Below are 22976 nucleotides of genomic sequence, written 5' to 3' on the forward strand. Positions count from 1 at the left end.
TTCCCAACTCCTGCTATTGCCAGAACACGCGCTCGGGATCGGCGTTCAGGACATCGGTCGCCGATGCCAACCGCTGATGCACCCCATGCAGCTCCCAGGCGCCGGTCGCGTGATCCTTGCGAAACAGCTTCCAGCTCGCACTCGCCGCATCGTGATGGAGCAACGCGACGTCGATGACGCCACCCTCCGCGTCGATCTTGCGCGAACAGCAGGGACTTTCGACGAGATAGCCGCCGGTCACGCCCTTGACGACCGGCGAGACGTAGCGATAGCGCCTGCGTGTTCCGAGCGCGCGCTCGATCCGCCTGCGATCGAGCTCGTTGGGATGCGCGGGCAAGCGCGCATCTGGCTGTCTCAGGACCGCGGCATTCATCGTGGCACCCCCTATAGCGGGCTGATTTCTTCTTCGAGGCATCCGACCACCAGCCGCTCGCCGAACTCGACGAGATAGACCGGCAAGTTCGCCTCGGTATGCCGGCCGACCTGGACGATCTCTCCGGTGTGGCCGACACCGACGAGCAGGCCTTCGGCCGGCGTATCGGGAAACGAGCCGTCATTGTGCAGGTCCACCGCCGCCTTCACACGCTGGCCCCATTGATATCTAGGCAATTTTGGTTCGAACATCATGATGCAGCCTCCGGCAGCGGAATATCCTCGACCGCATCGCGCGGGCTGACAGGGTCGAGCTCCTTGCGCTTCATCCCGACGCGGTTGCCGCTGTCGAGGAATTCGACGCCATAGATGTAGAATTGCTGCAGGAAGGTGCCGATCGAGACGACGTAGCCGATCTCGCCCTTCCGGGCGAGGATGTCGCCGATCTCCTTGCCGGCATAGGTGCCGTCGTTGCGGATGGTGCGTTTGGCCCGCACTTTCTCCCCGAAGGAGAAGAACGGCGGGGCCGTCAGCTCGACGACGTCGCTGTCGCGCACGATGTTGCTCATAGGGAGGCTCCCGTTCCTCGCTCCAGCCTCACGGCGACCCGCGACCGCGCGACTTCGCGCACCAGCCCGTCCTGGTCCTCGACGAGCCCCATGAGCTCGCCGGCCGCCGCCCGGCTTGCGACCTCGTATCGAATGCGCCAATCGGGATCACGGCGCATCCGCGCCAGCGGCTCCGGCGACAGGCGCTGCGCGACCTCGAGCCGCACGGCAGCATCGCTGTCGGCGATCATGCCGAGCAGCCATTCATCGGGAACACGGCGGGCCACGACGCGTCGGACCTCCGCCTCCCCGTCATTGATCATCCGGCCGAGCAGCAGCGGGGCCAGCCTGCGCGCGACGACGAGACGGACGTAGTAATCCTCGTCGGATGTCATTGGCAGCAGATCGTCGCCGTCGATCAGGGTGGCAACCCGCATCCTCACCTCGCGATGAGGATCCGCGCGCAATTGCAACGCATAGCGCCTGGGCAGGCGGCGGACCGCATTCCAGCGCACGGTTTCGTCGGCGTCGCCGAGCAGCGACGGAAGCAGGAACAGATTCGCAGACCTTGCAGCAATTGCTCGCACCTCGAAATGCGGATGCCCGAGATAGAAATCGGCAAGGCCGGGATTCCAGTTGAAGAAGCGGTCGATGCGGCGCGCGTAGCGATCGTTGACGCAGGCATGCCTGATCCGGCAGCCGCCGACGCCGTTGAGCGCCAGATGCGTGCAGCCGGTGCAGTCGACTTGGTTGCCCTGCCAGTCGCGGGCTTCGTCGATGTCGTCAGTCATCGTCTTGCCCCATCCGCTCGAGCACGCCCAGCAGCACCTTGGCGCCGATCTTGTCGGTGGGATCAAGCTCCAGCAGCTTCAGGACCGCGAGCCGCCCCTCCTCGGTCTCGCCGAGACGCATCTGCAAATAGGCGTAGCCCTTCAGCGAGAACAGGAAGAAGCGCGCAAGGATGTTCTCGTAGCGGCCGAACTCGGCGTCGCTCGCACGCACGCTGCGCCAATCGGCGGGAAGATCGTTCTCCTCGGCCGCCTTGAGCAGGCAACACCGTGCGACATCGAGCGCCTCGGCGAGACGGCCCTTGTAGAAATAAAGTCGATAGAGGCCAATCAGCACGGCGGCGTGACCGGGGGCAAGCGCCTCGGCTTCACGTAAGTGACGTTCCGCGATGTCATCGAGGTGATAGGACAGACCCGCTTCCCACAAATGATGTTCCGCCTCGCTCGGCAGCCCGCGCCCGAGCAAGGCGCCAGTGACGAGCGCCTCGTTGATCTCGACCTGCGGGCTGACGAACGTGTCCGGCATCGTTTGCGCCTGCTCAGTGATGTCCGCAGGAGACCTGCTTCGGATCGTGGAACACGAGCCCGGTCTGGGTCGGCGTATCCGCGAAATCGATGGTGACACCGTCGAGCAGCAGCCGGCTCTCGGCCGGCAGGAACAGCTTGACGCCCCCACGCTCGACCACTGCATCTCCGGCCTGCGGTTCAGTACGGACGCTGATGTCGGCGGCAAGACCCGAGCAGCCGCCCGGGCTGACCGCGAGGCGAAAGCCGCTGCCCGCGCCGCCGTCGGCGCGCAGCATCATGCGCATGAATTTCTGCGCCGCCGGTGTGATCGTGAAATTCATTTCTCTCCTCCCTCAGGCCGGTGCCTGGTAGCGCGGCAACGACGTGTCGACGACGCAGGTGTTGTCGACCGGGCAGACCGCCACGCATTGCGGTTCGTCGAAATGGCCCAGGCACTCGGTACACTTCTTCGGATCGATCACGAACGTCCCGCCCTTTTCGCGGATCGCGACATTCGGGCATTCCGGCTCGCAGGCCGAGCAGCTCGTACACTGCGAGGCGATGATCTTGAACGGCATCGATCTCTCCTCAGGCTGCCGAAATCAGAGCACCCTGGCGGATGGCGGCATCGCCGCGCTCCACATGCTCGATCTCGCCGCTGTTGACCTTGTCGAGATAGGCCTTGAACCAGGCGATCGCGGACTTCTCGATATACTCGTGAGCGTATTGATCGACCGGCTCGATGCCGGCCTTGATCAGGTCGCCCTTCGGGCAGCCGCCGATCTTGGCCACGAACACCGCATGGCAATCGTTGATGGCGCGGATGATGGTCTCGAGGCTATCCTCCTCGCCATAGCCGCCCTGGCAGTAGAGATCGACGCGGCGATGGCCGACGAATTTCGCGCCCGCCGTGGAGAGTTCGTAGACCTGGAACTCCTTGGCATGGCCGAAATGCTCGTTGATCAGACCGGAGCCCTTGGTCGCGACCGCAGCCAGCACCTTGATGTCGCTGGACGCACCGGCGAGCTCTGCAAGCTCCTCCTGCTTGGCCGCGACTTTGGCGACGCGCTCCTCCTCGACCTTCTCCTGATACGCCTTGCGGGTCTCGGCGTCGTATTTGACGTCCATCGCCATGATCTTGTCAGTGGTGAACTCGGCGCTGCGGTCCTCGCCGAGCAGACCGACCGCGTCGGCGCGACACTGACGACAGTGCCGCATCATGTTCATCTCGCCTTCGCATGAGTCCTGGAGCGCCTTCAGCTCCTGCGCGCTCGGGCCGCGCTGTCCGTTGAGGCCGAATACCGTGCCGTGTTCGGGCGAGGAGATCAGCGGCATGATGTTGTGCAGGAAAGCGCCGCGCGACTTCACGGCCCTGTTGACCTCCACCAGGTGCTGGTCGTTGATGCCGGGGATCATCACCGAGTTGATCTTGCAGAGAATGCCGCGCTCGGTGAGCATCTCCAGGCCCTGGAGCTGGCGGTCGGTGAGGATCTTGGCGGCCTCGTAGCCGGTGTAGCGTTTGTGCTTGTAGAAGATCCAGGGATAGATCTTCGCGCCGATCTCGGGATCGACCATGTTGATGGTGATCGTGACGTGATCGACATTGAACCGTGCGATGGCCTCGACGTGGTCGGGCAGCGTCAGCCCGTTGGTCGACAGGCAGAGCTTGATGTCCGGCGCCGTCTTGCTGATCAGTTCGAAGGTCTTGAAGGTCTTTTCGGGGTTGGCAAGGGGATCGCCGGGGCCGGCGATGCCGAGCACGGTCATCTGCGGGATGGTGGAAGCGACCGCCAGTACCTTCTTGGCGGCCTGCTCGGGCGTCAGCTTCTCGCTGACCACGCCGGGACGCGATTCATTGGCGCAGTCATATTTGCGATTGCAGTAATTGCACTGGATGTTGCAGGCTGGCGCGACCGCGACATGCATGCGGGCGTAATGATGGTGCGCTTCCTCGCTGTAGCAGGGATGGTTCTTCACCTTCTCCCAGATCTCGGTCGGAAGATCGCCCTGCCCCGCCTGCGATCCGCAGCTCGCCTTGCCGCTGCCGCCGGTGGTGCCGCAACCCTTGTGCTCGGCGATGGCCTGCATGATCTCGCCGACTTCGGCGACGGGACCGTTGCTGCCGGCGTCGTGTTGGGCTGAAACGTCCATTTGCTCAGTTCTCCTTGCCGAACAGGTTTGCGGGGCTCTGCTTTCGAGAAGCGTCCTAAGAGTCGTTCTAGAAAGGTATTAGCAACCCGCATGCCACCGTCGCGCCAGCGACTTTTCTGGCTTGCTTCAAGGAGTTAGCGCGCCAGCGCGGGAATGTCGGATTGCCAACGCATGTTGGAAAGGTGACAGATGTCGTGAGGTTCGCGGTGATGCCTGTTGACGACGGGCGCCTTGCAAATGCGTTCGGCCCCGCTCCCGCAAGGGGAGAAGGGACGGCAGTTCGCAAACGGCCGATGTCTAGCCCGCCAGCACGATCTCGATGGCGCGCGGCAGCGGGATGGCGAGCGGGGTCAGACCCTGGCTCACCAGGAAGCGCAGCTCGTTCTTCGACAGCGCGTCCGGCTCGACGACCGCATAGTGCGTGTCCGCGGAGCGCTTCGACACCTGTCGCGCATAGGTGCGCAGGAGCTGATCGTTGAAGCGACAGCCGAGGAACAGGAAGCTCCGGCCCATGCGCCGCGCCTTCACTTCGTCCGGGATCGGCGTCTGGATGTCGATCTCGGTCAGCACCTCGACATAGTCGGCATCGGAGATCAGAAAATTCTTCGCCGGCGCGACGCTGCCGTGGGGCTTGTAGAGGATCGTGGTCCAGTCCTTGGCCCGTGCGCGGTCGACCTCCTGGCCGATGGCACTGTAGAACCGGTACCAGCGATCCTCGCCGATGCCGGCGCGGGTGATGCCCTGGATCTCGCCCCAGTCGCCGCGCCCCGCGAGGGCACTACGCATCGCGCCGTCATACCAGCTATCGACGATGAGGGGCAGCGGCAGTGTGGCGAGATGCAGATGCAGCGATGTCGGCACGACCGGCGTCGCAAAGGCCTCCGACATCAGAGCCGTCACGGTGGCGCGATGCCGCGTGCTCTCGATGTGCTGCGCCGCGGCCCAGGCGTTGCCCTTGGCCCGCCGCGGCAGCGCAACCTTGCTACCGAGAAATGCCGCGAGACCCTCCGGGTTCATCGGCACGCCTGGCGCCGACAGTTCGGTCACGCCAGTTCCAAGATAGGGAATGACGCCGCCGGTGCGAAGCCGCCCGACAACCTCGCGGAAAATCGCCTCGGCATCGGCGGGATTGGCAAACTCGATCTGGGGGACCGGCGCGTTCATTGCTCGTCTCCCTCTCCGCCGCGCTTCCTGGCGTTGATCGTGATCGGCAGGTTGGTGTCGGCGGCCATCTGCGGCAGGTCGAGCACCCAGCCATTGGCGATCTTGATCCAGCCACCCCACAGGGTCTCGTGCTCGGACTCGACAATCGGCTCCTCGAGATCCTTCTTCGGCACGTAGATCGACAGGCCGGTCTCCGGCGAACGCCGAATCATGACTTTCATGAGCTGAATTCCTCGGTCAGAGAGGTGCCGCTCGCGCGCTCATGCCGCGATGGAGACAATGCTCTCAGTTTCGATAGGATGTCCGGCAGCACGTGCAGGACGCGGTCGATTTCGTCGGCCGTGGTTTCGCGGGACAGGGAGAAGCGGATCGCGCCGCGCAGCGCCTGCGGCGGCACGTTCATCGCGCGCAGCACGTGCGACGGCTCCATCGAGCCGGAGGCGCAGGCCGATCCCAGCGAGGCGGCAATGCCGGCACGGTTCAGATGGTGGATGATCGCTTCACCCTCGACATGCTCGAAAGCGATGTTCGAGGTATTCTGCAGCCGGCTCTTGACGTCGCCCAGCACCATGCAATGACCGAGTTGCACGATCGCCTGCTCCATCCGGTCGCGCAGCGCGGCAATCGCGGTCCGCTCCTGCTCCAACTGCATCGCGGCAAGCCCCGCCGCTCTGCCGAGGCCGACGATACCGGGAACGTTCTCGGTGCCGGCGCGGCGGCGGCGCTCCTGCGGACCGCCCTGAATCAGTGGCTTGAATCTGGTCCCCTTGCGCACGTAGAGCGCGCCGATGCCCTTGGGACCGTGCAGCTTGTGGCCGGAGATCGAGAGCATGTCGATCTCGGTGGCGCTCACATCGATCGGAATCCGTCCGACCGCCTGCACGGCATCGGTGTGAAACAGCGCACCGGCCGAACGGGCCATCTTCGCCAGGAACTCGACCGGCAAGACCGTACCGGTCTCGTTGTTGGCCCACATCACGGAGGCGATCGCGGTGCGGGGACCGAGCGCGCGCCTGTAGGCCTCGGTGTCGAGCCGGCCGCGCCCGTCCACGGGGATGAGATGGCTCCTGATACCGCGGCGCGCGAGATCTTCGACCAGTGACAGCACCGCGGGATGCTCGACGGCGGTGGTGACGATCTCGTCGCGTCCTTCCTGCACGGCAAGCGCCGACAGAATCGCAGCATTGTCGGATTCGGTCCCGCCCGAGGTGAAGACGATCTCGTGATCGAACGTCGCGCCGATCAGGCTCTGAACGCTGCTGCGCGCTTCCCTCACCGCCTGGGCGACGTCGCTGCCAAGAGCATGCGCTGACGACGCATTGCCGAACTGCTCGGAGAAGAACGGCAGCATTGCCGCGACGACGGAGGGGTCCGTGCGGGTCGTCGCGTTGTTGTCGAGGTAGATCGGCCGCACGGAATCCCTCTCTCTATGACGGGGCCTGCTCAGTGACGAGGCTTGGCCGCTCCGGCAACGGGGATCAGGCGGACGAACTCGCCGAGCCGTTCGATCAAGCGGGCCTGGATGCCCTCCAGCGTCGCGCTGGCGAGCTTGCAGAACACGCAGGCTCCGGTGAGCCTGACCATGATCTTGTTGCCGTCGATCTCGAGCAACTCGCAATCGCCTCCGTCGCGCTTGAGATTGGGGCGGATCTCGTCGAGCACGGCACGGACGATCTGCTCGCGGCCGCAAGGTTCGGCGGCCGGCGACTGTTTCAGGTGTTCGGATTCGACGAGCATTTCACATTCTCTTTGTTGGGGATCGGATCGACGAGGACGGCTTAGCTGAACGACTTGCCGCAGGCGCAGCTCGACTTCGCATTGGGATTAGCGAAGGTGAATCCGGACCCCTCCAGCGCGACCACGAAGTCGATCGTGGTGCCGCTGAGGTGCTCGTGGCTCGCATTGTCGACGAACACCTTCACGCCGCCGCGCTCGATCACGGTGTCGTCGGGCTTGGCTTCTTCGGCGAGGCCCATCATGTATTTGAAGCCGGCGCAGCCGCCGGTCTCGACCATGATGCGCAAGCCGCTCGCCGGCTGTGCGGCCGAGGAGATCGCGGTCTTCACCGCATTCACTGCGCTGTCCGTCAGGTTGATCATTGCTCGCCCTCGCTGTCTGGGTCTGTTGCAAGGAGGGATCGCAAGTCCCGTGCCAGAGCGCATATATCTGAAACCGCTGGATTTTCGCCTGAGCGGACGCCTGTTGTCTTTGCGACGCTTGTCGGGTTTGCGACATGCGGCCATGGCGGCGCCGGAACGAGCGGAATGGCAGCGCGATACCGGGAGATGCTAGTCCTCGCACAAAGTGGTTCGGATTTCCGCTGTATTCGCATTTTTTGGCGCACGCGCGTGAGGTCGGCAAACTCCTTGCATAAGGGCATCGAAGCATAAGCGCATCGAAGCCGTCGCACCGCGGCCAAAACGATCAGGAGAGATTCATGACGTCGATCGACCACACCGCCCTTGGCCGCTTGGACAAGGAGGGCCGGCTTCTGAACGCGGTGCTGAAGGGTGACACCACCAAGCCGGGCCGGTTCGGCTTTCGCGGCGACATCGCGCTGAAATTCCAGGACCAGGTCGCCGACGAAAAGCGTCCGCCGGACTACTCGATCGAGCAGGTGCTGACCATGGCGCAGGAGGGCGAAGAAACCATTCCGGTGCTCGCCGGCTACCTGCATTCCTATGCGTATCTTGCCGATGTCGCCAAGGTGCTGGACGGTGCGCTGAGCCCGAAGGGCAGCTACTTCATGTTCTGCAACAACATCGACCTCCTGGCAAAATACCGCACCAGGATCGGCGACATCGAGTTCCGCATATTGCCGTGCGACGAATCGACGGTATGGAAGGAGATGATGGACCTGGCCGGCGTCGACAAGAACGACATCAAGAAGCTCAATACCGCCGGGAAGCTCGACTACCTCCTCGACGCCGCCCAGGATCTCGACGGCTCCTATACCGAGATCTCCTTCGAGGACGGCGTGGCGAAGATGGAGCCGGTGAAGAACCGCAACGAGAATCGTCCGGTCTGACGCCTCATCGTCAGACCTCCTCCTCGCAAGTCATCTCATCGTCCTCGACCAGCGTCACGCCGGTGACGCAGATATCGCCGTCGAGCACGGCAAGCGTGAGCGGCGTCAAGCTCTCGCCCTTGCACGGGCCGTCCACACAGCGCCCGGTTCCGAGCTCGAAGGTCGCGCCGTGCTTGCCGCACATCAGCCTGGTGCCATTGCCGTCAAGGAACTGGCTGCGCTCCCAGTCGAGGTTCACGCCATCGTGCGGGCAGCGGTTGAGATAGCCGAACACCTGCCTGCCCCAGCGCACGATCACGATCGGCCAGGGCCGCGGTGCGCCGTCCTCGCCGACGATCATGAGATGAAAGCCAATCGCCCGTTGGCTCGGAATGTCGTTGAAGGCGCAGATCGCATAGGCGGTATTCTGGTCCATGCTGTCCTCATTCGCGGTCGAATGTTTCGAAGGCTTTGCAAGAATCGCGCTAGGCGCAAGGCGCCCGTCCGCTTCCTCCGTACGGAATCGGACACGCGCGTCCCTTTTGTCGCAATGGTCCGGCGGGGGGCCCGCAGGGACCAATTTCGAATGGATTCGCGTCCCCGGCGAGGTGACGGCGCTTCGGCACAACGTGGCATGAAAATTGATCATGTTCAGTCAGGCGCCTGGGAGCCGCCGACCGGGCGCGCCGGCTCAGCAACGGGATGGTGGCTACATGGTTCGCGGCGCAGGAGGCCGACTAGCGATGGCAATATTGGTCAAGACCACGCAGGACGGTCGCAAGCTCGAAGTGATCGGGCTTGCGATCACACTGGGCGGCAAGCTCGAGGCCAACGAGTTGATCGACATAAAGGATCATCCCTACCGCCGCGCAATCCGGGCGGCGGCACCCGAGGCCACCCACATGGCGGGGCGCGTCCCGCTGACGCAGGCGGAGGCGGAGATCGTTCTCGCTGCGTTCAAGCGGGCCGAAGCCGACATGCTCGCCAATCCCGTCGCCATTCACGAGCGATTCCGGATTGCCGCGATAATGAAAGCCCGTGAGCAGGGGATTGAGTGAGACGGAGCGCTCAGGCGGCTGCGGGAGCGTGGGTCTGGCAGCTGGTCGGGCAGACCCGCGCGCAGGCGCCGCAGCCGATGCAGGCGCCGTCGTCGTTCATCACCATGACCTTCTTCTCGACCTCGTCATCGTCGTCATCGAGGTCGATCATCTCGCCGTCCTCGTTGATGCCCTTGAGCGTCATGACCTCGCGGCCGCAGACCTTGTAGCAGCGGCCGCAGCCAATGCACTTCTGGGCGTCGATCGACACCAGATAGTCCGGCTTCCAGTCGCGGCCGTCGCGGGTTGCGTTGGACATGGTCGTGACCCGGTTATGCCTTTTCCAGCGTCTTGAGAGCCTCGCGCTTGCGCTCGAGCTCGCCGAAGGCGTCGTGGGCCTTCTGGGCCACGCTCAGGATCGAGGTCCAATTGATCGGAAGCTCCTCCGAGAGATCGTGAAGGTCCATCTTGGCCTGCGTGGCCTTGGCCGACAGCTTCTTGATCTCGGCCTTCAGGGTTTCAAGATCGCTCATGCTCAAACCTCAATAATTCGCCACATCGGGAAATCTGCGGATCATCTCGACCCCGCCCGCGACGTATTTGTCGCCTTCGGCCGCAAGCCTGCCGAGACTGTCGAAGCCGAAGCGATGCACATCGCGGAGCTGCTTGTTGACGACGATGAGCCGGCCGCCGATCAGGACCATGCGGCCAAAGCCTTCATGGTGCATCTTCAACATCGGCGAGATCATCACGCCGGTCACCTTCTCGATCGAGAGCGCCACGGCGTTGAAGAACAGCTCCAGCCGCCAGATCGTGTCCGGATCGGGATCGCCGACGATCGGCAGCGTACGGCGCTTCTCCTTGTCGAGGATATAGGGCTCGATGAGGTCGAGATCCTTCTTGCCTTCCCAGGCGCCATGGGTGTCCTGGGCCCGCCAGATCTGGACGAGCTCCTTGACGAACGGCGCCTCGGCCGCGTTGTCGGGTTGGATCAGTTCAGCCGCTTCAGTCATGGCGATTTCCTTCAGTCGTCGAAATCAAAGCTGCGTTCCTGTCCCTTGGCGAGCACCTTGCGCAGCCACGGCGGCGGCGAGCCCTTCAGCACGTCCTCGAGCTTGACGCAGAGGTCATCGATCGCCTCGGGCTGCGTCACCTTCATCGGGTGGATGTTGTTGGCGACGACCCGCGCCGCGCCCGAGCCGCCGATCGCGGCGACGTACAGGATCGTACAATCCTTGATCGCCTCGATCTTCGGCGCCAGCTTGTCCTCGTTACCGTCCTCCTTGAGGTCGCCGTCGAACTGGATGGCCTCGACAAAGTGATGGCCGTCCGGATTGACGTCGTAGATGGCGATGTTCTTGGCCCAGCCGAAATGCGCATCGACGCGCTTCAGGTCCTGGGTGGCAAAGGCGACTTTCATCGATCTGGTCCCTCTTCTTGCGTCAGTGCAGTTGCGGCGGGACGACCTCGAGGCCGCTGTCCGTGGTCCGCCAGGTATCAGGCGTCGGCTGGTGGTTGGCCTCGCGATCGGCGATGACGAGATTGGCGAGATCGAACACCAGGTCGCGCGTGCCGCGATAGCCGACCGAGAGCTGGTGCCCGGCACCGAGCCGGTCGAACATCGGGAAGCCCGCGCGATAGAACGGGATCTTCAGGCGCGAGGCCGCCTGGCGGCCGTGCGAATGGGTAATGAGGAGATCGCAGTCGCGGGCCTTGGCGAGGTCTTCCAGGTCCTCGAGGTCGCCGATCAGGACCTCCTGCGTCTTCACGCGTTCCAGCACGGGCGAGACCGTCGTGGTCACGGCGACCGCGACCTCGGCACCCATCTCGTGCAGCATGCTCGACAGATCGAACAGCAGGTCCGGCTCGGCCCCGATCGCCAGCTTGCGGCCGCCGATGTGGAAATGCGTGTCGAGCATCGCATCCGCAAGTTGGCCGCGCTGCCGGCGGTACTTCGCCGGAACGGGCCGGCCGCTGATCTCGCTGAGGAAGGCGATGAACTCGTCATTGGGGATCAGGCCGCAGAGCCGCTCGAACAGGCGGAACGGCACCCCGGTCTTCTCCTGCATGGCTTCCGCCGCGCGCCTCATCTGCGCGCCGATTGCGATGGTCCATCCCGCCTGCCCCATGGTCGCGATCTCGTCGACCCCGATGCCGCCGATCGTGGTCGGCGTGAATTCGTCCGGGATATGGCCATCGAGCGAGCCGGCGAGATCAGGCAGGAACGACGGCTTGAGCCCGAAATCCCCCAGTATCGTACGCAGCTCGTCGAGATCGCCAGGGGTGAGATGGCAGCCCGCCAGGACGTTGACGCGCGCCGGATCTCGTGCGGCCCCGGCCTCAACGGGATCGACCAGCACCTCGACCATGCGTGCGACCGTCTTCTCCCAACCGTCCTGGAAAGCGTCCTTGAAGTCGGGCGTCGAGACGTAGACCAGCGGAAACTTCTCGAGATGCGGATGCTTCTGCCGGATCAGGCGGATGAAGCCCTCGACGTCGTCGCCCTTGGTCTCGGTGACGCCGGTCGAATTGATGCCGATGATCTCCGGCTTGGTGCGATTGTAGATGTTGAGGATCGCCTGCTCGACGTTCTCGTAGCCGCCGAGCACGGTCGCAACCTCGCTCATCGCGGTGGTCTGCATCGGCACGGCTTCCTTGAAGTGCCGCACGAACAGCGTGAGCCCGAACGAGGTGCAGCCTTGCGAGCCGTGCAGCAGCGGCATCGCGCCGCGCAGGCCCATGAAGGCGAAGGCGCCGCCGATCGGCTGGCTCATCTTGAGCGGATTGACTGAACAAGCCTTCTTCGAGTTGGTGACGATCGCCATCGGCCGCGCCCTACTCCGCCGCCTGAAGGACGGGTGCCGGCTGGGCCGCGAGGATGTCCTCGATCCGACCCTTGCAGGCCCCGCAGCCGCCCGAGGCGTTGGTGTGCTCCCTGACGCCGTCGACGGTGGAAAGGCTGAGCGTAGCGATGGTATCCTCGATGGTGCCGAGATCGACAGTCTTGCAGAAGCAGATCTTCTTGGCGCGCCGGGTCTCCTCGGCACGGACCGGATCGGCGGCGATCTCGGCCGCCTGCGCGTCCATCTGCGCCATCGCCTTGGCCTGCCAGTTGACGCCGGCCTCGTCCCAGGGGGCGGGCTTGCGGAGCTGGCTCCACATCGGATTGTAGAGCGCCTTCTCGATCTCCTCCATCAGCTTGACCATGCCGATGTAGCCCATATAGCCGTGGCAGCGCTCCTGGTTGATGTCGAGCCAGGGCATCGCCGCCTTCAGCGCGACGAACTGCGACTTGCCACCGGACAGCATGATGTCGGCGCGCGCGTCCTTCAGCATCTTGTACATTTCGCGCGGCGTCATGTCCTCGATCATGTGGGCGTCCTGGCCCATCAGCTCCTTGATCCGCTCCTTGTCCTCCTTGGTGGACTTCTTCACGGAGGTGCCGACGATCTCGAGCCCCGCCTCCTGGAGCGCGGCGACCACGGACCACGACTTCACGCCGCCGGTGATCAGCAGCACCTTCTTGTCCTTGAAGCGCGGCTTGAAGCGCTCGATCGCGGCCCAGGCCTTGGCCTCTTCCCGCGCGATCACGGCCTCGGTGCGGTCCATCAGCTCCGCCGGCGCGCCGCGCTCGATCAACATGCGCGCGATCTCGCGCAAGGAATCACTGGAATCCTGGATGCCGTAGAAGGAGCCCTCGAAATACGGGATGCCGTAGCGCTCCTCCATCTTCCGCGCGACGTTGATCATCGCCTTGGAGCACACCATCATCGCGGCCTTGGCGCGGTGCGAATAAGCCAGCTCGCGATATTTGCCGTCGCCGGAGATGCAGGAGAGGATACGGATGCCGAGTTCGTCGAGCAGCGGCTTGATCTGCCAGAACTCGCCGGAGAGATTATATTCGCCGATGATATTGATGTCGTAGGGCGTCGTGTAGTCGGGCTCCTCGGTGCCGATCACGTGCTCGAGCAGCGCTTCGCCCGCAAGCTTGTTGCCGAGGTTCTTCGGGCCAACGAACCCTGGCGAATTCACGGGAATGACGGGCTTGCCGAACTTGGTCGCCGCGGCCTTGCAGACGGCATTGATGTCGTCGCCGATCATGGCGGGAACGCATGTCTGGTAAACGAAGATCGCCGGCGGATCGTACTTCTCGATGACCTCCTTGATCGCCTTGTAGAGCCGCTTCTCGCCGCCGAACACGATGTCGGTCTCGTTCATGTCGGTGGTGAAGCTGCGGCGCCAGAGGTCGGAGCCTGACGAGGCGCTGCCGCGATTGTCCCAGGAATTGCCCTCGCAGGCGATCGGGCCGTGGACCAGATGGGCGACGTCGGTGAAGGGCTGGAGCGCGATCTTGGCTCCGTCGAAGGCGCAGCCTCCTGCGGCTCCGCCGGGCTGCAGCTGCTTGGTGCAGCCCTTCTTGCGCTCGGCCTCCGTCTTGTTGGCGTTCTTGCCGCAACCGGGCTCGTTGAAGACGTCCTGGATGGTGGCCGACAGCGAGCTCATGCGTCTCTCCTATTCCCTGACCCGCTGCGCGAGCGCTTCGCCCCGCAGTCTCGATCGCTCTGGCTAGACTTGTCGTCTGCCGCCACCGTTTGCGGGCGGCGGCAGACTTTCCTCGGCATCAGCGGATGATGTCGAAGCTGTAGTCGGTCTTGGCGGGGACGTTGGTGCTCCTGTCGATCTCGTCGAAGATCTTGTCGAGGATCTTGACCAGCACGTTCATGCCGCCCTGGTAGCCCCACACCGGATAGCGATGGTGGTGGTGGCGATCGAACACCGGGAAGCCGATGCGGATCAGCGGCGTCCCGGTGTCGCGCTCCAGGTACTTGCCGTAGGTGTTTCCGATCAGGAAATCGACCGGCTCGGTGAACAGCAGCGAACGCATATGCCAGAGATCCTTGCCCGGATACGCATGGCAGTTCCTGCCGAACGGCGAGCTGGCGAACAGCCCTTCCATCTTCTCGGCCCAGGCCTTGTTGCCGTTGGTGGAGAGCACATGGGTCGGTTCGGCGCCGAGCTCGAGCAGGAAGGCGGCAAGCCCGTAGCAGAGGTCCGGATCGCCGTAGATCGCGAACTTCTTGCCGTGGATATGAGCGCTCGAATCGGCCATGGCGTCGACGAGACGTCCGCGCTCCTGCTCCAAGGCCTTCGCAATCGGCTTGCCCGTGATGCGCGACAGCGTCATCAGGAACTCGTCGGTGGCACTGACGCCGACCGGATGGTTGAAGGCCGCGATCTCCTGGCCATGCCCTCCGATGAAAGGCAGTGTCTTCTCGGTGCAGTATTGCTGCATGGAGATCGTGGCCTTGGCGTGAATTGCGTTCGCGGCGTCCTCGAGCGTGGTGCCGCCGTCGTACATGCGGAATTCGCCGTCGGTGGGGGTGTCGAACACGTCGCTGTTGTCGGCTAGAATCGTGTACTCGATTCCCATCAGCTCGAAGATGCGCTTGATCTCGCGGATGTTGCCGACGGTGTAACCGTCGAAGCCGCCGATGAAGTTGACCTTGCCGTTCTCCTTGCGCTCCAGCTTTGGCGCGGTGCCGGCCTTGCCGTCCCAGAAGTGCTCCAAGATGCCCTTGAGCGCATTGTCGTAGCCGGTTACGTGGCTGCCGACGAAGGCCGGCGTATGGGCGAAGGGAACGTCGTACTCGTCGGGAACGGAGCCCTTCTCCTTCGCGGTCTTGATGAAGGCGTTGAGATCGTCGCCGATCACCTCGGCCATGCAGGTGGTGGAGACCGCGATCATCTTCGGCTTGTACATGTTGTAGGTGTTGGCAAGTCCGTCGATCATGTTGTTCAGGCCGCCGAACACCGCCGCGTCTTCCGTCATCGACGAGGAGACGCAGGAGCTCGGCTCCTTGAAGTGGCGCGACAGGTGGCTGCGGTAATAGGCAACGCAGCCCTGCGAGCCGTGCACGAAGGGCAGCGTGCCTTCGAACCCGACGGCGACGAACACGGCCCCCAGCGGCTGGCAGGCCTTGGCCGGGTTCACGGTCAGCGCTTCGCGGGCAAAGTTCTTCTCGCGGTATTCGGGCGTCTTGGCCCACTCCCTGATCCGCTCGACCTCCGCGGGATCGTGCGGATTCTCGAACAGGGCTTTCTTGTTGGCCAGCATCTGCTGGTATTCCGGTCCTCGGAACAGCTCGAAGTGATCGAGCACGTGTTCGGCATTCTGTGTCATCGTGGCACCCTTGTTGGATTCGTGTTCGATCGCCTGGCTCCGGCTCTTCCTCGAAAGAAGAGCCGGAGCTCAGCCTCTGTTATTCCGCCGCCATCAGGCTCGGCCGCGGGGCATCCTTCCAGGGTGCCTTGGTCTTCTTCCAGATCGGGGAGTTGATCGCCATGTCCATGTCGCGCGCGAAGATCGCGAACCCGTCATAGCCGTGATAGGGACCAGAATAGTCCCAGGAGTGCATCTGCCGGAACGGCACGCCCATCTTCTGGAAGACGTACTTCTCCTTGATGCCGGAGCCGACGAGATCGGGCTGGATCTTCTCGACGAAGCGCTCGAACTCGTAGCCGGTAACGTCGTCGTAGATCAGCGTGCCGTCCTTGACGTAGTGCTGGGCGGTGCGCTGGTAGTCGTCGTTGTGGCCGAACTCGTAGCCGGTGCCGACGACCTCCATGCCGAGGTCCTCGTAGGCGCCGATGACGTGGCGGGGACGCAAGCCGCCGACGAACAGCATCACCGTCTTGCCTTCGAGGCGCGGGCGATATTTCGCGATCACCGCATCCATCAGCGGCTGGTATTTCGCGATGACGCGTTCGGCGCCTTCCTTGATCTTGTCGTCGAAGAAGCTCGCGATCTTGCGCAGCGATTCCGCGATCTTGGAGGGGCCGAAGAAGTTGTACTCGCACCAGGGAATGCCGAACTTCTCTTCCATGTGGCGGGAAATGTAGTTCATCGAGCGGTAGCAGTGCAGGACGTTGAGCTTCGCCTTGGGCGTTGCTTCGAGCTCCGCGAGGCTGCCGTCGCCGGACCATTGTGCGATTACGCGCAGGCCCATCTCTTCGAGAAGAATGCGCGAGGACCACGCGTCGCCGCCGATGTTGTAGTCGCCGATGATCGCGACGTCATAGGGTGTGGATTCGAACGCCGGCGCGGCCTCCGGATTGACCTTGTCGAAGATCCAGTCGCGCACGGCATCGTTGGCGATGTGGTGGCCGAGCGACTGCGAGACGCCACGGAAACCTTCGCAGCGCACCGGAACGATGGTCTTGCCGCCATATTCCTTGGACTTCACTTTCGACACGGCCTCGATGTCGTCGCCGATCAGACCGATCGGGCATTCGGACTGGATGGTGATGCCGTGATTGAGCGGGAACAGGTCCTGGATCTCGTCGATGATCTTGGCGAGCTTCTTGTCGCCGCCGAACACGATGTCCTTTTCCTGGAAATCAGAGGTGAACTGCATGGTGACGAAGGTGTCGATGCCGGTCGTGCCGATGTAGTAGTTGCGTCGCGCGGCCCAGGAGTACTGGCCGCAGCCGACGGGGCCGTGGCTGATGTGGATCATGTCCTTGATCGGGCCCCACACCACGCCCTTGGAACCGGCATAGGCGCAGCCGCGGATGGTCATCACACCGGGGATGGATTTCAGGTTCGACTTGACGCCGCAATCGGACTTGCCGGCCTCGTGCACGTTGAGATGCTTGGCGCGGCGCTTTGCGGTTTTCTCCGGATAGACCTTCAAGACGTCGTCGATCAGTTGCTTGTTGCGGGCCTTGATCTCCGCGACGCTCTGGGTGGTTGCTAGGCTCATACGAATATCCTTCGGTTATCCCCGTACGAGGGGTCGGACGCCTCCTCCGAAGCGCCTGATAGACGATCGACAGGCCTCACAACGCGACCTGCCCCGGTGTGGTACTCTGCTCTCCTTCGGCCGATTGCCCTCAACCGGCGCGCCGCTCTCGCGATCTCAATGCGCGAGGTCGCCTTCCAGAACGACTTTTGCAACGAGTGTGCCAGCGCTCGTCGAATGCAAAAAACGAAGCGATTGGAGAGAGATAGCTGCGAGGTTGCCCATTGTTGCAAACCCGACATCGCATCATGTCGACATGCGCCCGCACGAGCGGCTGTTCGAAACAAAACAATGCACGCCTCGCCAACTGAATCGCCGGACTTGCATTTCCTGCGCGAACGCCTCGATTCACGCTGCGGTACGGAGCTTGCTTGATCGATCTCACCAACGCATCGAGTCCGCGTGGCTTCGGCCTCTGGTCCGTCACCCATCCTGGAGACCTTCCATGACCCAATCCCCACCCACGCCGATCACGGACATCATTGAGAACTTTTCCCTGCTTGAGGATTGGGATGACCGCTATCGCTACGTCATCGAGCTAGGCCGCAAACTGACGCCCTTTCCGGACGAGCAACGCACCGACGCCAACAAGGTGCAGGGCTGCGTCAGCCAGGTCTGGCTGGCGACGACCATCGAGCACCACGACGGACGGCCGCTCCTCACCTTTGCCGGCGACAGCGATGCTCACATCGTCCGTGGCCTGGTCGCGATCCTGATCGCGCTGCTGTCAGGGCGGCCGGCCGCGGAGATCTCAGGCGAAAATCCATTGGCCCTGTTCGAGCGGCTCGGGCTCGGCGAGCACCTGACACCGCAGCGCTCGAACGGCTTCCGGTCGATGGTGTCGCGGATGCGCGCGGATGCGACTGCCGCACTGGCGGAAGCCGTGTGAGGTGGAGAACGTCAGGCGACGTCGAACGCGGTTCCCATCCGCGTCATCTCGCGGCCCCGCATGATGACGAACACCGACCTGGCCGCGAATTCGACCGTGTAGTAGACCTCGCCGAGAAAGCGCCAGCTCTCGCGCACGACGCCGGTGTCGCCGGGATGCACCAGCGGCTCGCCGATGTCCTTGTGCGGATACATGCCGTCGTTCCTGATCAGCGCCGCGGCGCGGATCGGCTCGCCTGCCACGAACTCGCCGGCGAAGCGCCGCTCCATGTTTCGCACGGTCCGCCGCCGATGGGCATCGCAGACGATGCGGGCAACGGGCCGTGGCTTGACGGGAAGCGATCGGGTGACGATCTTCTCGCTCATGAGAACAGCTCCTGGGCCCTGATCAAGGCCTCGGCCAGCGCGTCGACCTCCTCCATGGTGTTGTAGAGCGCAAACGAGGCACGGCAGGTCGCGGTCACGCCGAAGCGCTCGAGCAGCGGCATCGCGCAATGGGTCCCGGCGCGCACCGCGACACCGGCGCGGTCGATCACGGTCGCAAAGTCGTGAGCGTGGGCGTTCCTCATCTCGAACGACACGATTGCCCCCTTCTCGGCGGCCGTCCCAATGATCCGCAGCGAGTTGATTCCACGCAGTCGTTCCTGCGCATAGGCCAGAAGGCCGCTCTCATGCCTGCGGATCCGCTCCTTGCCGATCGATTCGACATAGTCGATGGCGGCTCCGAGGCCGATGGCCTGCACGATCGGCGGCGTGCCGGCCTCGAAGCGGTGTGGCGGCTCGCCATAGGTGACGGTGTCGCGCGAGACCTCGCGGATCATCTCACCGCCGCCGTTGAAGGGGGGCATCGCCGCCAGATGCTCGTATTTGCCGTAGAGCGCGCCAATGCCGGTCGGTCCGTACAATTTGTGTCCGGTGACGACGTAGAAGTCGCAGCCGATATCGCGGACGTCGACGTCCATGTGCACCACAGCTTGCGAACCGTCGACCAGGACGGGAATTCCGTGCGCATGCGCCAGCCGAACGACTTCCTTGACCGGAACGACACTGCCGAGCACGTTCGACATCTGCGTGATCGCGACCAGCCTGGTCTTCGCGTTCAAGAGTTTCTCGAACTCCTCGATCAGGAAATTGCCTTCGTCATCGACCGGCGCCCATCGGATCACGGCACCCTGCCGTTCGCGCAGGAAATGCCAGGGCACGATATTGGCGTGATGCTCCATGATCGAGAGCACGATCTCGTCGCCCTCGCCGAGCCGCGCCCGGCCAAAGGTCTGCGCCACGAGATTGATCGCTTCCGTGGCCCCGCGGGTGAAGACGATCTCCTCGCGTCGCTCCGCATTGAGGAACTTCGCGACCTTGTCGCGCGCGCCCTCGTATGCCTCCGTGGCGGCGTTGGCGAGGTAATGCAGCCCGCGATGCACGTTGGCGTATTCGCTGGTGTAGGCGCCGGTCAGCCGGTCGAGCACGGCCTTTGGCTTTTGCGCCGAAGCCGCGTTGTCCAGATAAACCAGCGGCCGGCCGTGGACCTGCATCGACAGGATCGGGAACTCCTGGCGAACGCGATTGACGTCATAGCTTCCATTGCTCACCGCCGGGTGCATGGGATCATTCCCGTCCCTTGAGCCAGGCGAGCATCGTCCGCGATAGCGCGTCACGCAGATCATCACGCGCAACGGCGTCGATCATTTCGCCGACGAAGCCCTGGATCAACAGCGCCTCGGCTTCCTTTTTCGGAATCCCACGCGCCATCAGATAGAACTTCAACTGGTCGTCCAGTGCGCCGGTGGTGGTGCCATGGCCGCACTGCACGTCGTCTGCGAAGATCTCCAGCTCCGGCTTGCAATTGGCGACGGCTTCGTTCGACAGCAGGAGCGCCCGCGCCATCATCCTGGCGTCGGTCTGTTGCGCGCCCGGCTGTACCGTGATCCTGCCCTGGAACACCGCACGTGCCTCGTGGTCGACCACCGCCTTGAAGACCTCGCGGCTCTGCGATCCAGCAGCGACATGATCGACGACGAGCGTGGTGTCTGCATGCTGGCGTCCGGCCAGAAGGCTCGCCTGGTGTGCGCTGGCGGTGGTTCCCTCACCTAAAAGTCTTAGCAATAGCTGGTTGCGTACCACGGCGCCGCTGATCGTGAAGCCGAATTCGCGGTAGTCCGCGCCCGCGCCGATCGAAGCCTCGAGTGTAGCGATGTGCAGCGCAGCCTCGCCTTCGCCGGTGATCTTGACGTGGTCCAGGCGGGCCCTGTCGCCGACGTCCACCTGGAAGGCGGCATTGACCTGGTAATCGGAACGATCCGGGCCTTCATGCGTCTCGACCAGTGTGAGGGCCGCGCCGCTGCCGAGTTCCAGCCGCGATCGCGTGAACATTGCGGCGGGTGCGCCGCCCGTGGTCACGAAGACGAGATGGATCGGCCGCTCCACGACAACACCCGGGGCGACCGTGATCACGACACCGTCGGCGGCGAACGCCGTGTTAAGGGATGCAACCGGATCGGTCCCGGCCATATCGAGCGGAAAAACCATCTCGTCCGCGCCCAGCGCCTCGGCGGTCGCGCGGATGGTGACCCCGGATTCGAGATCCGAGAGATCAGAGAGTTCCGGCACGAAGGCGCCATCGACGATCAGGAGCCGGCGCAGGTCGAGACCGGCGAAGACCGCGCCGGCGTCGCGGGCGGCGGTCCTGGCAACCGGATCGGGGCAAGGCGCCAGCGGCTTGGCATCGCGCACCAGACGCCGCAAGTCGGTATACTTCCAGGCCTCGACACGGGAGTTCGGCAGCCCCTGCGCCACGAAACGGTCGAAGGCATCACGCCGGAGCGCCTCGGTGCTTTGGCCACCGGGCAGGCTCTGCCGCGCAGCCGCGAACAGATCGGCGAAGCCGATCTCGGCAGCGGTCTTCACACGACGTATATCGGCATTCATGGGATCACGCCGCTTCGTTTTGATATTGCGCGTAGCCCGTCGCTTCCAGTTCGAGCGCGAGCTCCTTGCCGCCGGTCTTCACGATGCGGCCCGCCGACAGCACATGCACGACATCGGGCACGATGTAGTCGAGCAGTCTCTGATAATGTGTGATCACGATCATGCCGCGATCGGCAGCGCGCAGGCGATTGACGCCGTCGGCGACGATGCGCAACGCATCGATGTCGAGACCTGAATCGGTCTCGTCCAGCACGCACAGCTTCGGCTCCAGCAGCGCCATCTGAAGCGTCTCGTTGCGCTTCTTCTCGCCGCCAGAGAAGCCGACATTGAGCGGTCGCTTCAACATCTCCGGGTCGATGCTGAGCTGCTTGGCAAGCTCCCGTACTCGCTTCAGCACGTCGGGCGACGACAATTCCGCCTCGCCGCGCTTCTTGCGCTGGGCATTCAGCGCCGTGCGCAGGAATGTCAGCGTGGCGACACCGGGGATTTCGAGCGGGTATTGAAAGGCCAGGAACAGCCCCTTCGCGGCCCGCTCGTCGGGGTCCATGGCGAGCAGATCCTCACCGTTGAAGAACACCTCGCCGCCGGTGATCTCGTAGCCCGGCTTGCCGGAGAGCACATAGGACAGTGTCGACTTGCCGGCGCCGTTCGGCCCCATGACGGCGTGGATCTCGCCCTTGTTCACGGTGCGATCGAGCCCGTTGAGTATCTGGCGGCCGTCGATCTCGGCCTTCAATCCGCGGATGTCGAGGAGCGCCGTCATCACGTTTTTCCCTGCCTGTTGGTCGCGAAGATGGTCATCCGACACTCCCCTCGAGCGAGATCGAGATCAGCTTCTGCGCTTCCACCGCGAACTCCATCGGCAGCTGCTGCAGCACGTCCTTGACGAAGCCGTTGACGACGAGGCCAACCGCTTCTTCCTGGCTGAGCCCACGCTGGATGCAGTAGAACAGCACGTCCTCTGAGATCTTCGAGGTCGTCGCTTCGTGCTCGAACGTCGCCGAGGAGTTCTTGGCCTCGATGTAGGGCACGGTGTGAGCGCCGCATTTGTCGCCGATCAGCAGCGAATCGCAGGCGGTGAAGTTGCGGGCGCCGGTGGCTTTGCGATGCGCGGTGACGAGGCCGCGATAGGTGTTCTGCGACTTGCCGGCGGCAATGCCCTTGGAGATGATCCGGCTCGACGTGTTCTTGCCGAGGTGGATCATCTTGGTGCCCGAATCGACCTGCTGGAAGCCGTTCGAGATCGCGATCGAGTAGAACTCGCCACGGGAATTGTCGCCGCGGAGAATGCAGCTCGGATATTTCCAGGTGATCGCCGAACCGGTTTCGACCTGGGTCCAGGAGATCTTGGAATGGTTGCCGCGGCAGTCGCCACGCTTGGTGACGAAATTGTAGATGCCGCCCTTGCCTTCCGAATTGCCGGGATACCAGTTCTGCACCGTCGAATATTTGATCTCGGCATCGTCATGGGCGACGAGCTCGACCACGGCGGCGTGCAGCTGGTTCTCGTCGCGCTGCGGCGCGGTGCAGCCCTCGAGATAGGAGACGTAGGAGCCCTTGTCGGCGATGATCAGCGTGCGCTCGAACTGGCCGGTGTTGCGCTCGTTGATGCGGAAATAGGTCGACAGCTCCATCGGGCAACGCACGCCCGGCGGCACGTAGACGAACGAGCCGTCGGAGAACACCGCCGAATTCAGCGTCGCATAGAAATTGTCCGAGGTCGGCACCACCGATCCCAGATATTTCTGCACCAGCTCGGGATGCTCGCGGATCGCCTCCGAGAT

General features: G+C 63.7%; 30 protein-coding genes. 3 read left to right on the forward strand and 27 right to left on the reverse strand.

What is annotated here, in order from left to right; genetic code table 11:
* Positions 1-13: 13 nt before the first annotated feature.
* The 13 genes from UNPA324_RS08320 to UNPA324_RS08380 all read right to left on the reverse strand — a co-directional run bounded on the left by UNPA324_RS08320 (position 14) and on the right by UNPA324_RS08380 (position 7629).
* A complete protein-coding gene (locus tag UNPA324_RS08320) occupies positions 14-373 on the reverse strand; it encodes a DUF3024 domain-containing protein (protein ID WP_141934370.1) in 360 nt (119 codons plus the stop codon).
* Positions 374-384: 11 nt separating this feature from the next.
* On the reverse strand, positions 385-624 hold the full coding sequence (locus tag UNPA324_RS08325) for a nitrogen fixation protein NifZ (RefSeq protein WP_141938755.1): 240 nt from the start codon (positions 622-624) through the stop codon (positions 385-387).
* Positions 624-941 carry a nitrogen fixation protein NifZ gene (locus UNPA324_RS08330; RefSeq protein WP_141934371.1) on the reverse strand — a complete coding sequence of 106 codons (318 nt, stop codon included), beginning with the start codon at positions 939-941 and terminating at the stop codon, positions 624-626. The genes UNPA324_RS08325 and UNPA324_RS08330 overlap by 1 nt, the downstream gene beginning before the upstream one ends.
* Positions 938-1711 carry a 4Fe4S-binding leucine-rich repeat protein gene (locus UNPA324_RS08335; RefSeq protein ID WP_141934372.1) on the reverse strand — a complete coding sequence of 258 codons (774 nt, stop codon included), beginning with the start codon at positions 1709-1711 and terminating at the stop codon, positions 938-940. Before UNPA324_RS08335 ends, UNPA324_RS08330 begins: the two co-directional genes overlap by 4 nt.
* Positions 1704-2234, reverse strand: a complete 531-nt coding sequence (locus UNPA324_RS08340) for a tetratricopeptide repeat protein (protein WP_141934373.1) — start codon at positions 2232-2234, stop codon at positions 1704-1706. The genes UNPA324_RS08335 and UNPA324_RS08340 overlap by 8 nt, the downstream gene beginning before the upstream one ends.
* Positions 2235-2247: 13 nt before the next feature.
* A complete protein-coding gene (locus tag UNPA324_RS08345) occupies positions 2248-2556 on the reverse strand; it encodes a HesB/IscA family protein (protein WP_141934374.1) in 309 nt (102 codons plus the stop codon).
* A gap of 12 nt (positions 2557-2568) precedes the next feature.
* Positions 2569-2793: a 4Fe-4S binding protein gene (locus UNPA324_RS08350; protein WP_092184534.1), complete on the reverse strand. Its 225-nt coding sequence runs from the start codon at positions 2791-2793 to the stop codon at positions 2569-2571.
* Between the two features lie 10 nt (positions 2794-2803).
* Positions 2804-4366: a nitrogenase cofactor biosynthesis protein NifB gene (gene nifB, locus UNPA324_RS08355; RefSeq protein WP_141934375.1), complete on the reverse strand. Its 1563-nt coding sequence runs from the start codon at positions 4364-4366 to the stop codon at positions 2804-2806.
* Between the two features lie 297 nt (positions 4367-4663).
* Positions 4664-5530, reverse strand: coding sequence for an SIR2 family NAD-dependent protein deacylase (locus UNPA324_RS08360; protein WP_141934376.1), 867 nt, complete (start codon positions 5528-5530; stop codon positions 4664-4666).
* Entirely contained in the window at positions 5527-5751 is a 225-nt protein-coding gene (gene nifT, locus UNPA324_RS08365) for a putative nitrogen fixation protein NifT (RefSeq protein ID WP_141934377.1), read from the reverse strand. The genes UNPA324_RS08360 and nifT overlap by 4 nt, the downstream gene beginning before the upstream one ends.
* A complete protein-coding gene (nifS, locus tag UNPA324_RS08370; RefSeq protein WP_141934378.1) occupies positions 5748-6944 on the reverse strand; it encodes a cysteine desulfurase NifS in 1197 nt (398 codons plus the stop codon). The genes nifT and nifS overlap by 4 nt, the downstream gene beginning before the upstream one ends.
* A 29-nt stretch (positions 6945-6973) precedes the next feature.
* Positions 6974-7267: a NifU family protein gene (locus UNPA324_RS08375; RefSeq protein WP_141934379.1), complete on the reverse strand. Its 294-nt coding sequence runs from the start codon at positions 7265-7267 to the stop codon at positions 6974-6976.
* A 41-nt stretch (positions 7268-7308) separates the two neighbouring features.
* Positions 7309-7629, reverse strand: a complete 321-nt coding sequence (locus UNPA324_RS08380; protein WP_141934380.1) for an iron-sulfur cluster assembly accessory protein — start codon at positions 7627-7629, stop codon at positions 7309-7311.
* Between the two features lie 338 nt (positions 7630-7967).
* Here UNPA324_RS08380 and UNPA324_RS08385 point away from each other — a divergent pair, with 338 nt between their 5' ends.
* On the forward strand, positions 7968-8558 hold the full coding sequence (locus UNPA324_RS08385; protein WP_141934381.1) for a hypothetical protein: 591 nt from the start codon (positions 7968-7970) through the stop codon (positions 8556-8558).
* 10 nt (positions 8559-8568) lie between these two features.
* On the opposite strand, the gene UNPA324_RS08390 is transcribed toward UNPA324_RS08385, so the two are convergent.
* Positions 8569-8973, reverse strand: a complete 405-nt coding sequence (locus UNPA324_RS08390) for a Rieske (2Fe-2S) protein (RefSeq protein WP_141934382.1) — start codon at positions 8971-8973, stop codon at positions 8569-8571.
* 307 nt (positions 8974-9280) lie between these two features.
* Between UNPA324_RS08390 and UNPA324_RS08395 the strand changes: the two genes are divergently transcribed.
* On the forward strand, positions 9281-9595 hold the full coding sequence (locus UNPA324_RS08395) for a hypothetical protein (RefSeq protein ID WP_141934383.1): 315 nt from the start codon (positions 9281-9283) through the stop codon (positions 9593-9595).
* Positions 9596-9605: 10 nt separating this feature from the next.
* Here UNPA324_RS08395 and fdxB read toward each other — a convergent pair whose 3' ends face one another.
* From fdxB to nifD, 8 genes are all read right to left on the reverse strand, one after another.
* Positions 9606-9893: a ferredoxin III, nif-specific gene (gene fdxB / locus UNPA324_RS08400; RefSeq protein WP_141934384.1), complete on the reverse strand. Its 288-nt coding sequence runs from the start codon at positions 9891-9893 to the stop codon at positions 9606-9608.
* A 13-nt stretch (positions 9894-9906) separates the two neighbouring features.
* Positions 9907-10107 (reverse strand): CCE_0567 family metalloprotein, encoded by a 201-nt coding sequence (locus UNPA324_RS08405; protein ID WP_141934385.1) that lies wholly within the window; start codon positions 10105-10107, stop codon positions 9907-9909.
* A 9-nt stretch (positions 10108-10116) separates the two neighbouring features.
* Entirely contained in the window at positions 10117-10587 is a 471-nt protein-coding gene (locus UNPA324_RS08410) for a NifX-associated nitrogen fixation protein (RefSeq protein ID WP_141934386.1), read from the reverse strand.
* Positions 10588-10598: 11 nt separating this feature from the next.
* The gene (gene nifX / locus UNPA324_RS08415; RefSeq protein WP_141934387.1) at positions 10599-10994 is read right to left on the reverse strand and encodes a nitrogen fixation protein NifX; all 396 of its coding nucleotides are present in this window, start codon (positions 10992-10994) and stop codon (positions 10599-10601) included.
* A gap of 22 nt (positions 10995-11016) precedes the next feature.
* The gene (gene nifN / locus UNPA324_RS08420) at positions 11017-12399 is read right to left on the reverse strand and encodes a nitrogenase iron-molybdenum cofactor biosynthesis protein NifN (RefSeq protein WP_141934388.1); all 1383 of its coding nucleotides are present in this window, start codon (positions 12397-12399) and stop codon (positions 11017-11019) included.
* 10 nt (positions 12400-12409) lie between these two features.
* On the reverse strand, positions 12410-14077 hold the full coding sequence (gene nifE / locus UNPA324_RS08425) for a nitrogenase iron-molybdenum cofactor biosynthesis protein NifE (protein ID WP_141934389.1): 1668 nt from the start codon (positions 14075-14077) through the stop codon (positions 12410-12412).
* A 118-nt stretch (positions 14078-14195) separates the two neighbouring features.
* On the reverse strand, positions 14196-15755 hold the full coding sequence (nifK, locus tag UNPA324_RS08430) for a nitrogenase molybdenum-iron protein subunit beta (protein ID WP_141934390.1): 1560 nt from the start codon (positions 15753-15755) through the stop codon (positions 14196-14198).
* A gap of 79 nt (positions 15756-15834) precedes the next feature.
* Positions 15835-17337: a nitrogenase molybdenum-iron protein alpha chain gene (gene nifD, locus UNPA324_RS08435; protein ID WP_141934391.1), complete on the reverse strand. Its 1503-nt coding sequence runs from the start codon at positions 17335-17337 to the stop codon at positions 15835-15837.
* 484 nt (positions 17338-17821) lie between these two features.
* Between nifD and UNPA324_RS08440 the strand changes: the two genes are divergently transcribed.
* Positions 17822-18265, forward strand: coding sequence for a SufE family protein (locus UNPA324_RS08440; protein WP_141934392.1), 444 nt, complete (start codon positions 17822-17824; stop codon positions 18263-18265).
* A gap of 11 nt (positions 18266-18276) precedes the next feature.
* Here the strand turns inward: UNPA324_RS08440 and UNPA324_RS08445 are convergent, their stop codons facing one another.
* The 5 genes from UNPA324_RS08445 to sufB form a co-directional block, all read right to left on the reverse strand.
* Positions 18277-18630 (reverse strand): nitrogen fixation protein NifZ, encoded by a 354-nt coding sequence (locus UNPA324_RS08445; RefSeq protein WP_141934393.1) that lies wholly within the window; start codon positions 18628-18630, stop codon positions 18277-18279.
* Positions 18627-19868, reverse strand: a complete 1242-nt coding sequence (locus UNPA324_RS08450; protein ID WP_141934394.1) for a cysteine desulfurase — start codon at positions 19866-19868, stop codon at positions 18627-18629. Before UNPA324_RS08450 ends, UNPA324_RS08445 begins: the two co-directional genes overlap by 4 nt.
* A gap of 4 nt (positions 19869-19872) precedes the next feature.
* The gene (gene sufD / locus UNPA324_RS08455; RefSeq protein WP_141934395.1) at positions 19873-21192 is read right to left on the reverse strand and encodes a Fe-S cluster assembly protein SufD; all 1320 of its coding nucleotides are present in this window, start codon (positions 21190-21192) and stop codon (positions 19873-19875) included.
* A gap of 4 nt (positions 21193-21196) precedes the next feature.
* Complete coding sequence (gene sufC, locus UNPA324_RS08460; RefSeq protein WP_141934396.1) at positions 21197-21955, reverse strand: Fe-S cluster assembly ATPase SufC; 759 nt, start codon at positions 21953-21955, stop codon at positions 21197-21199.
* Between the two features lie 34 nt (positions 21956-21989).
* Positions 21990-22976 (reverse strand): Fe-S cluster assembly protein SufB (gene sufB / locus UNPA324_RS08465; protein WP_141938757.1); only part of this gene is annotated, 987 nt, incomplete at its 5' end.

Origin of the sequence: Bradyrhizobium sp. UNPA324, from assembly GCF_006658635.1 — a bacterium.
GTDB classification, from domain to species: Bacteria; Pseudomonadota; Alphaproteobacteria; order Rhizobiales; family Xanthobacteraceae; genus Bradyrhizobium; species Bradyrhizobium nanningense.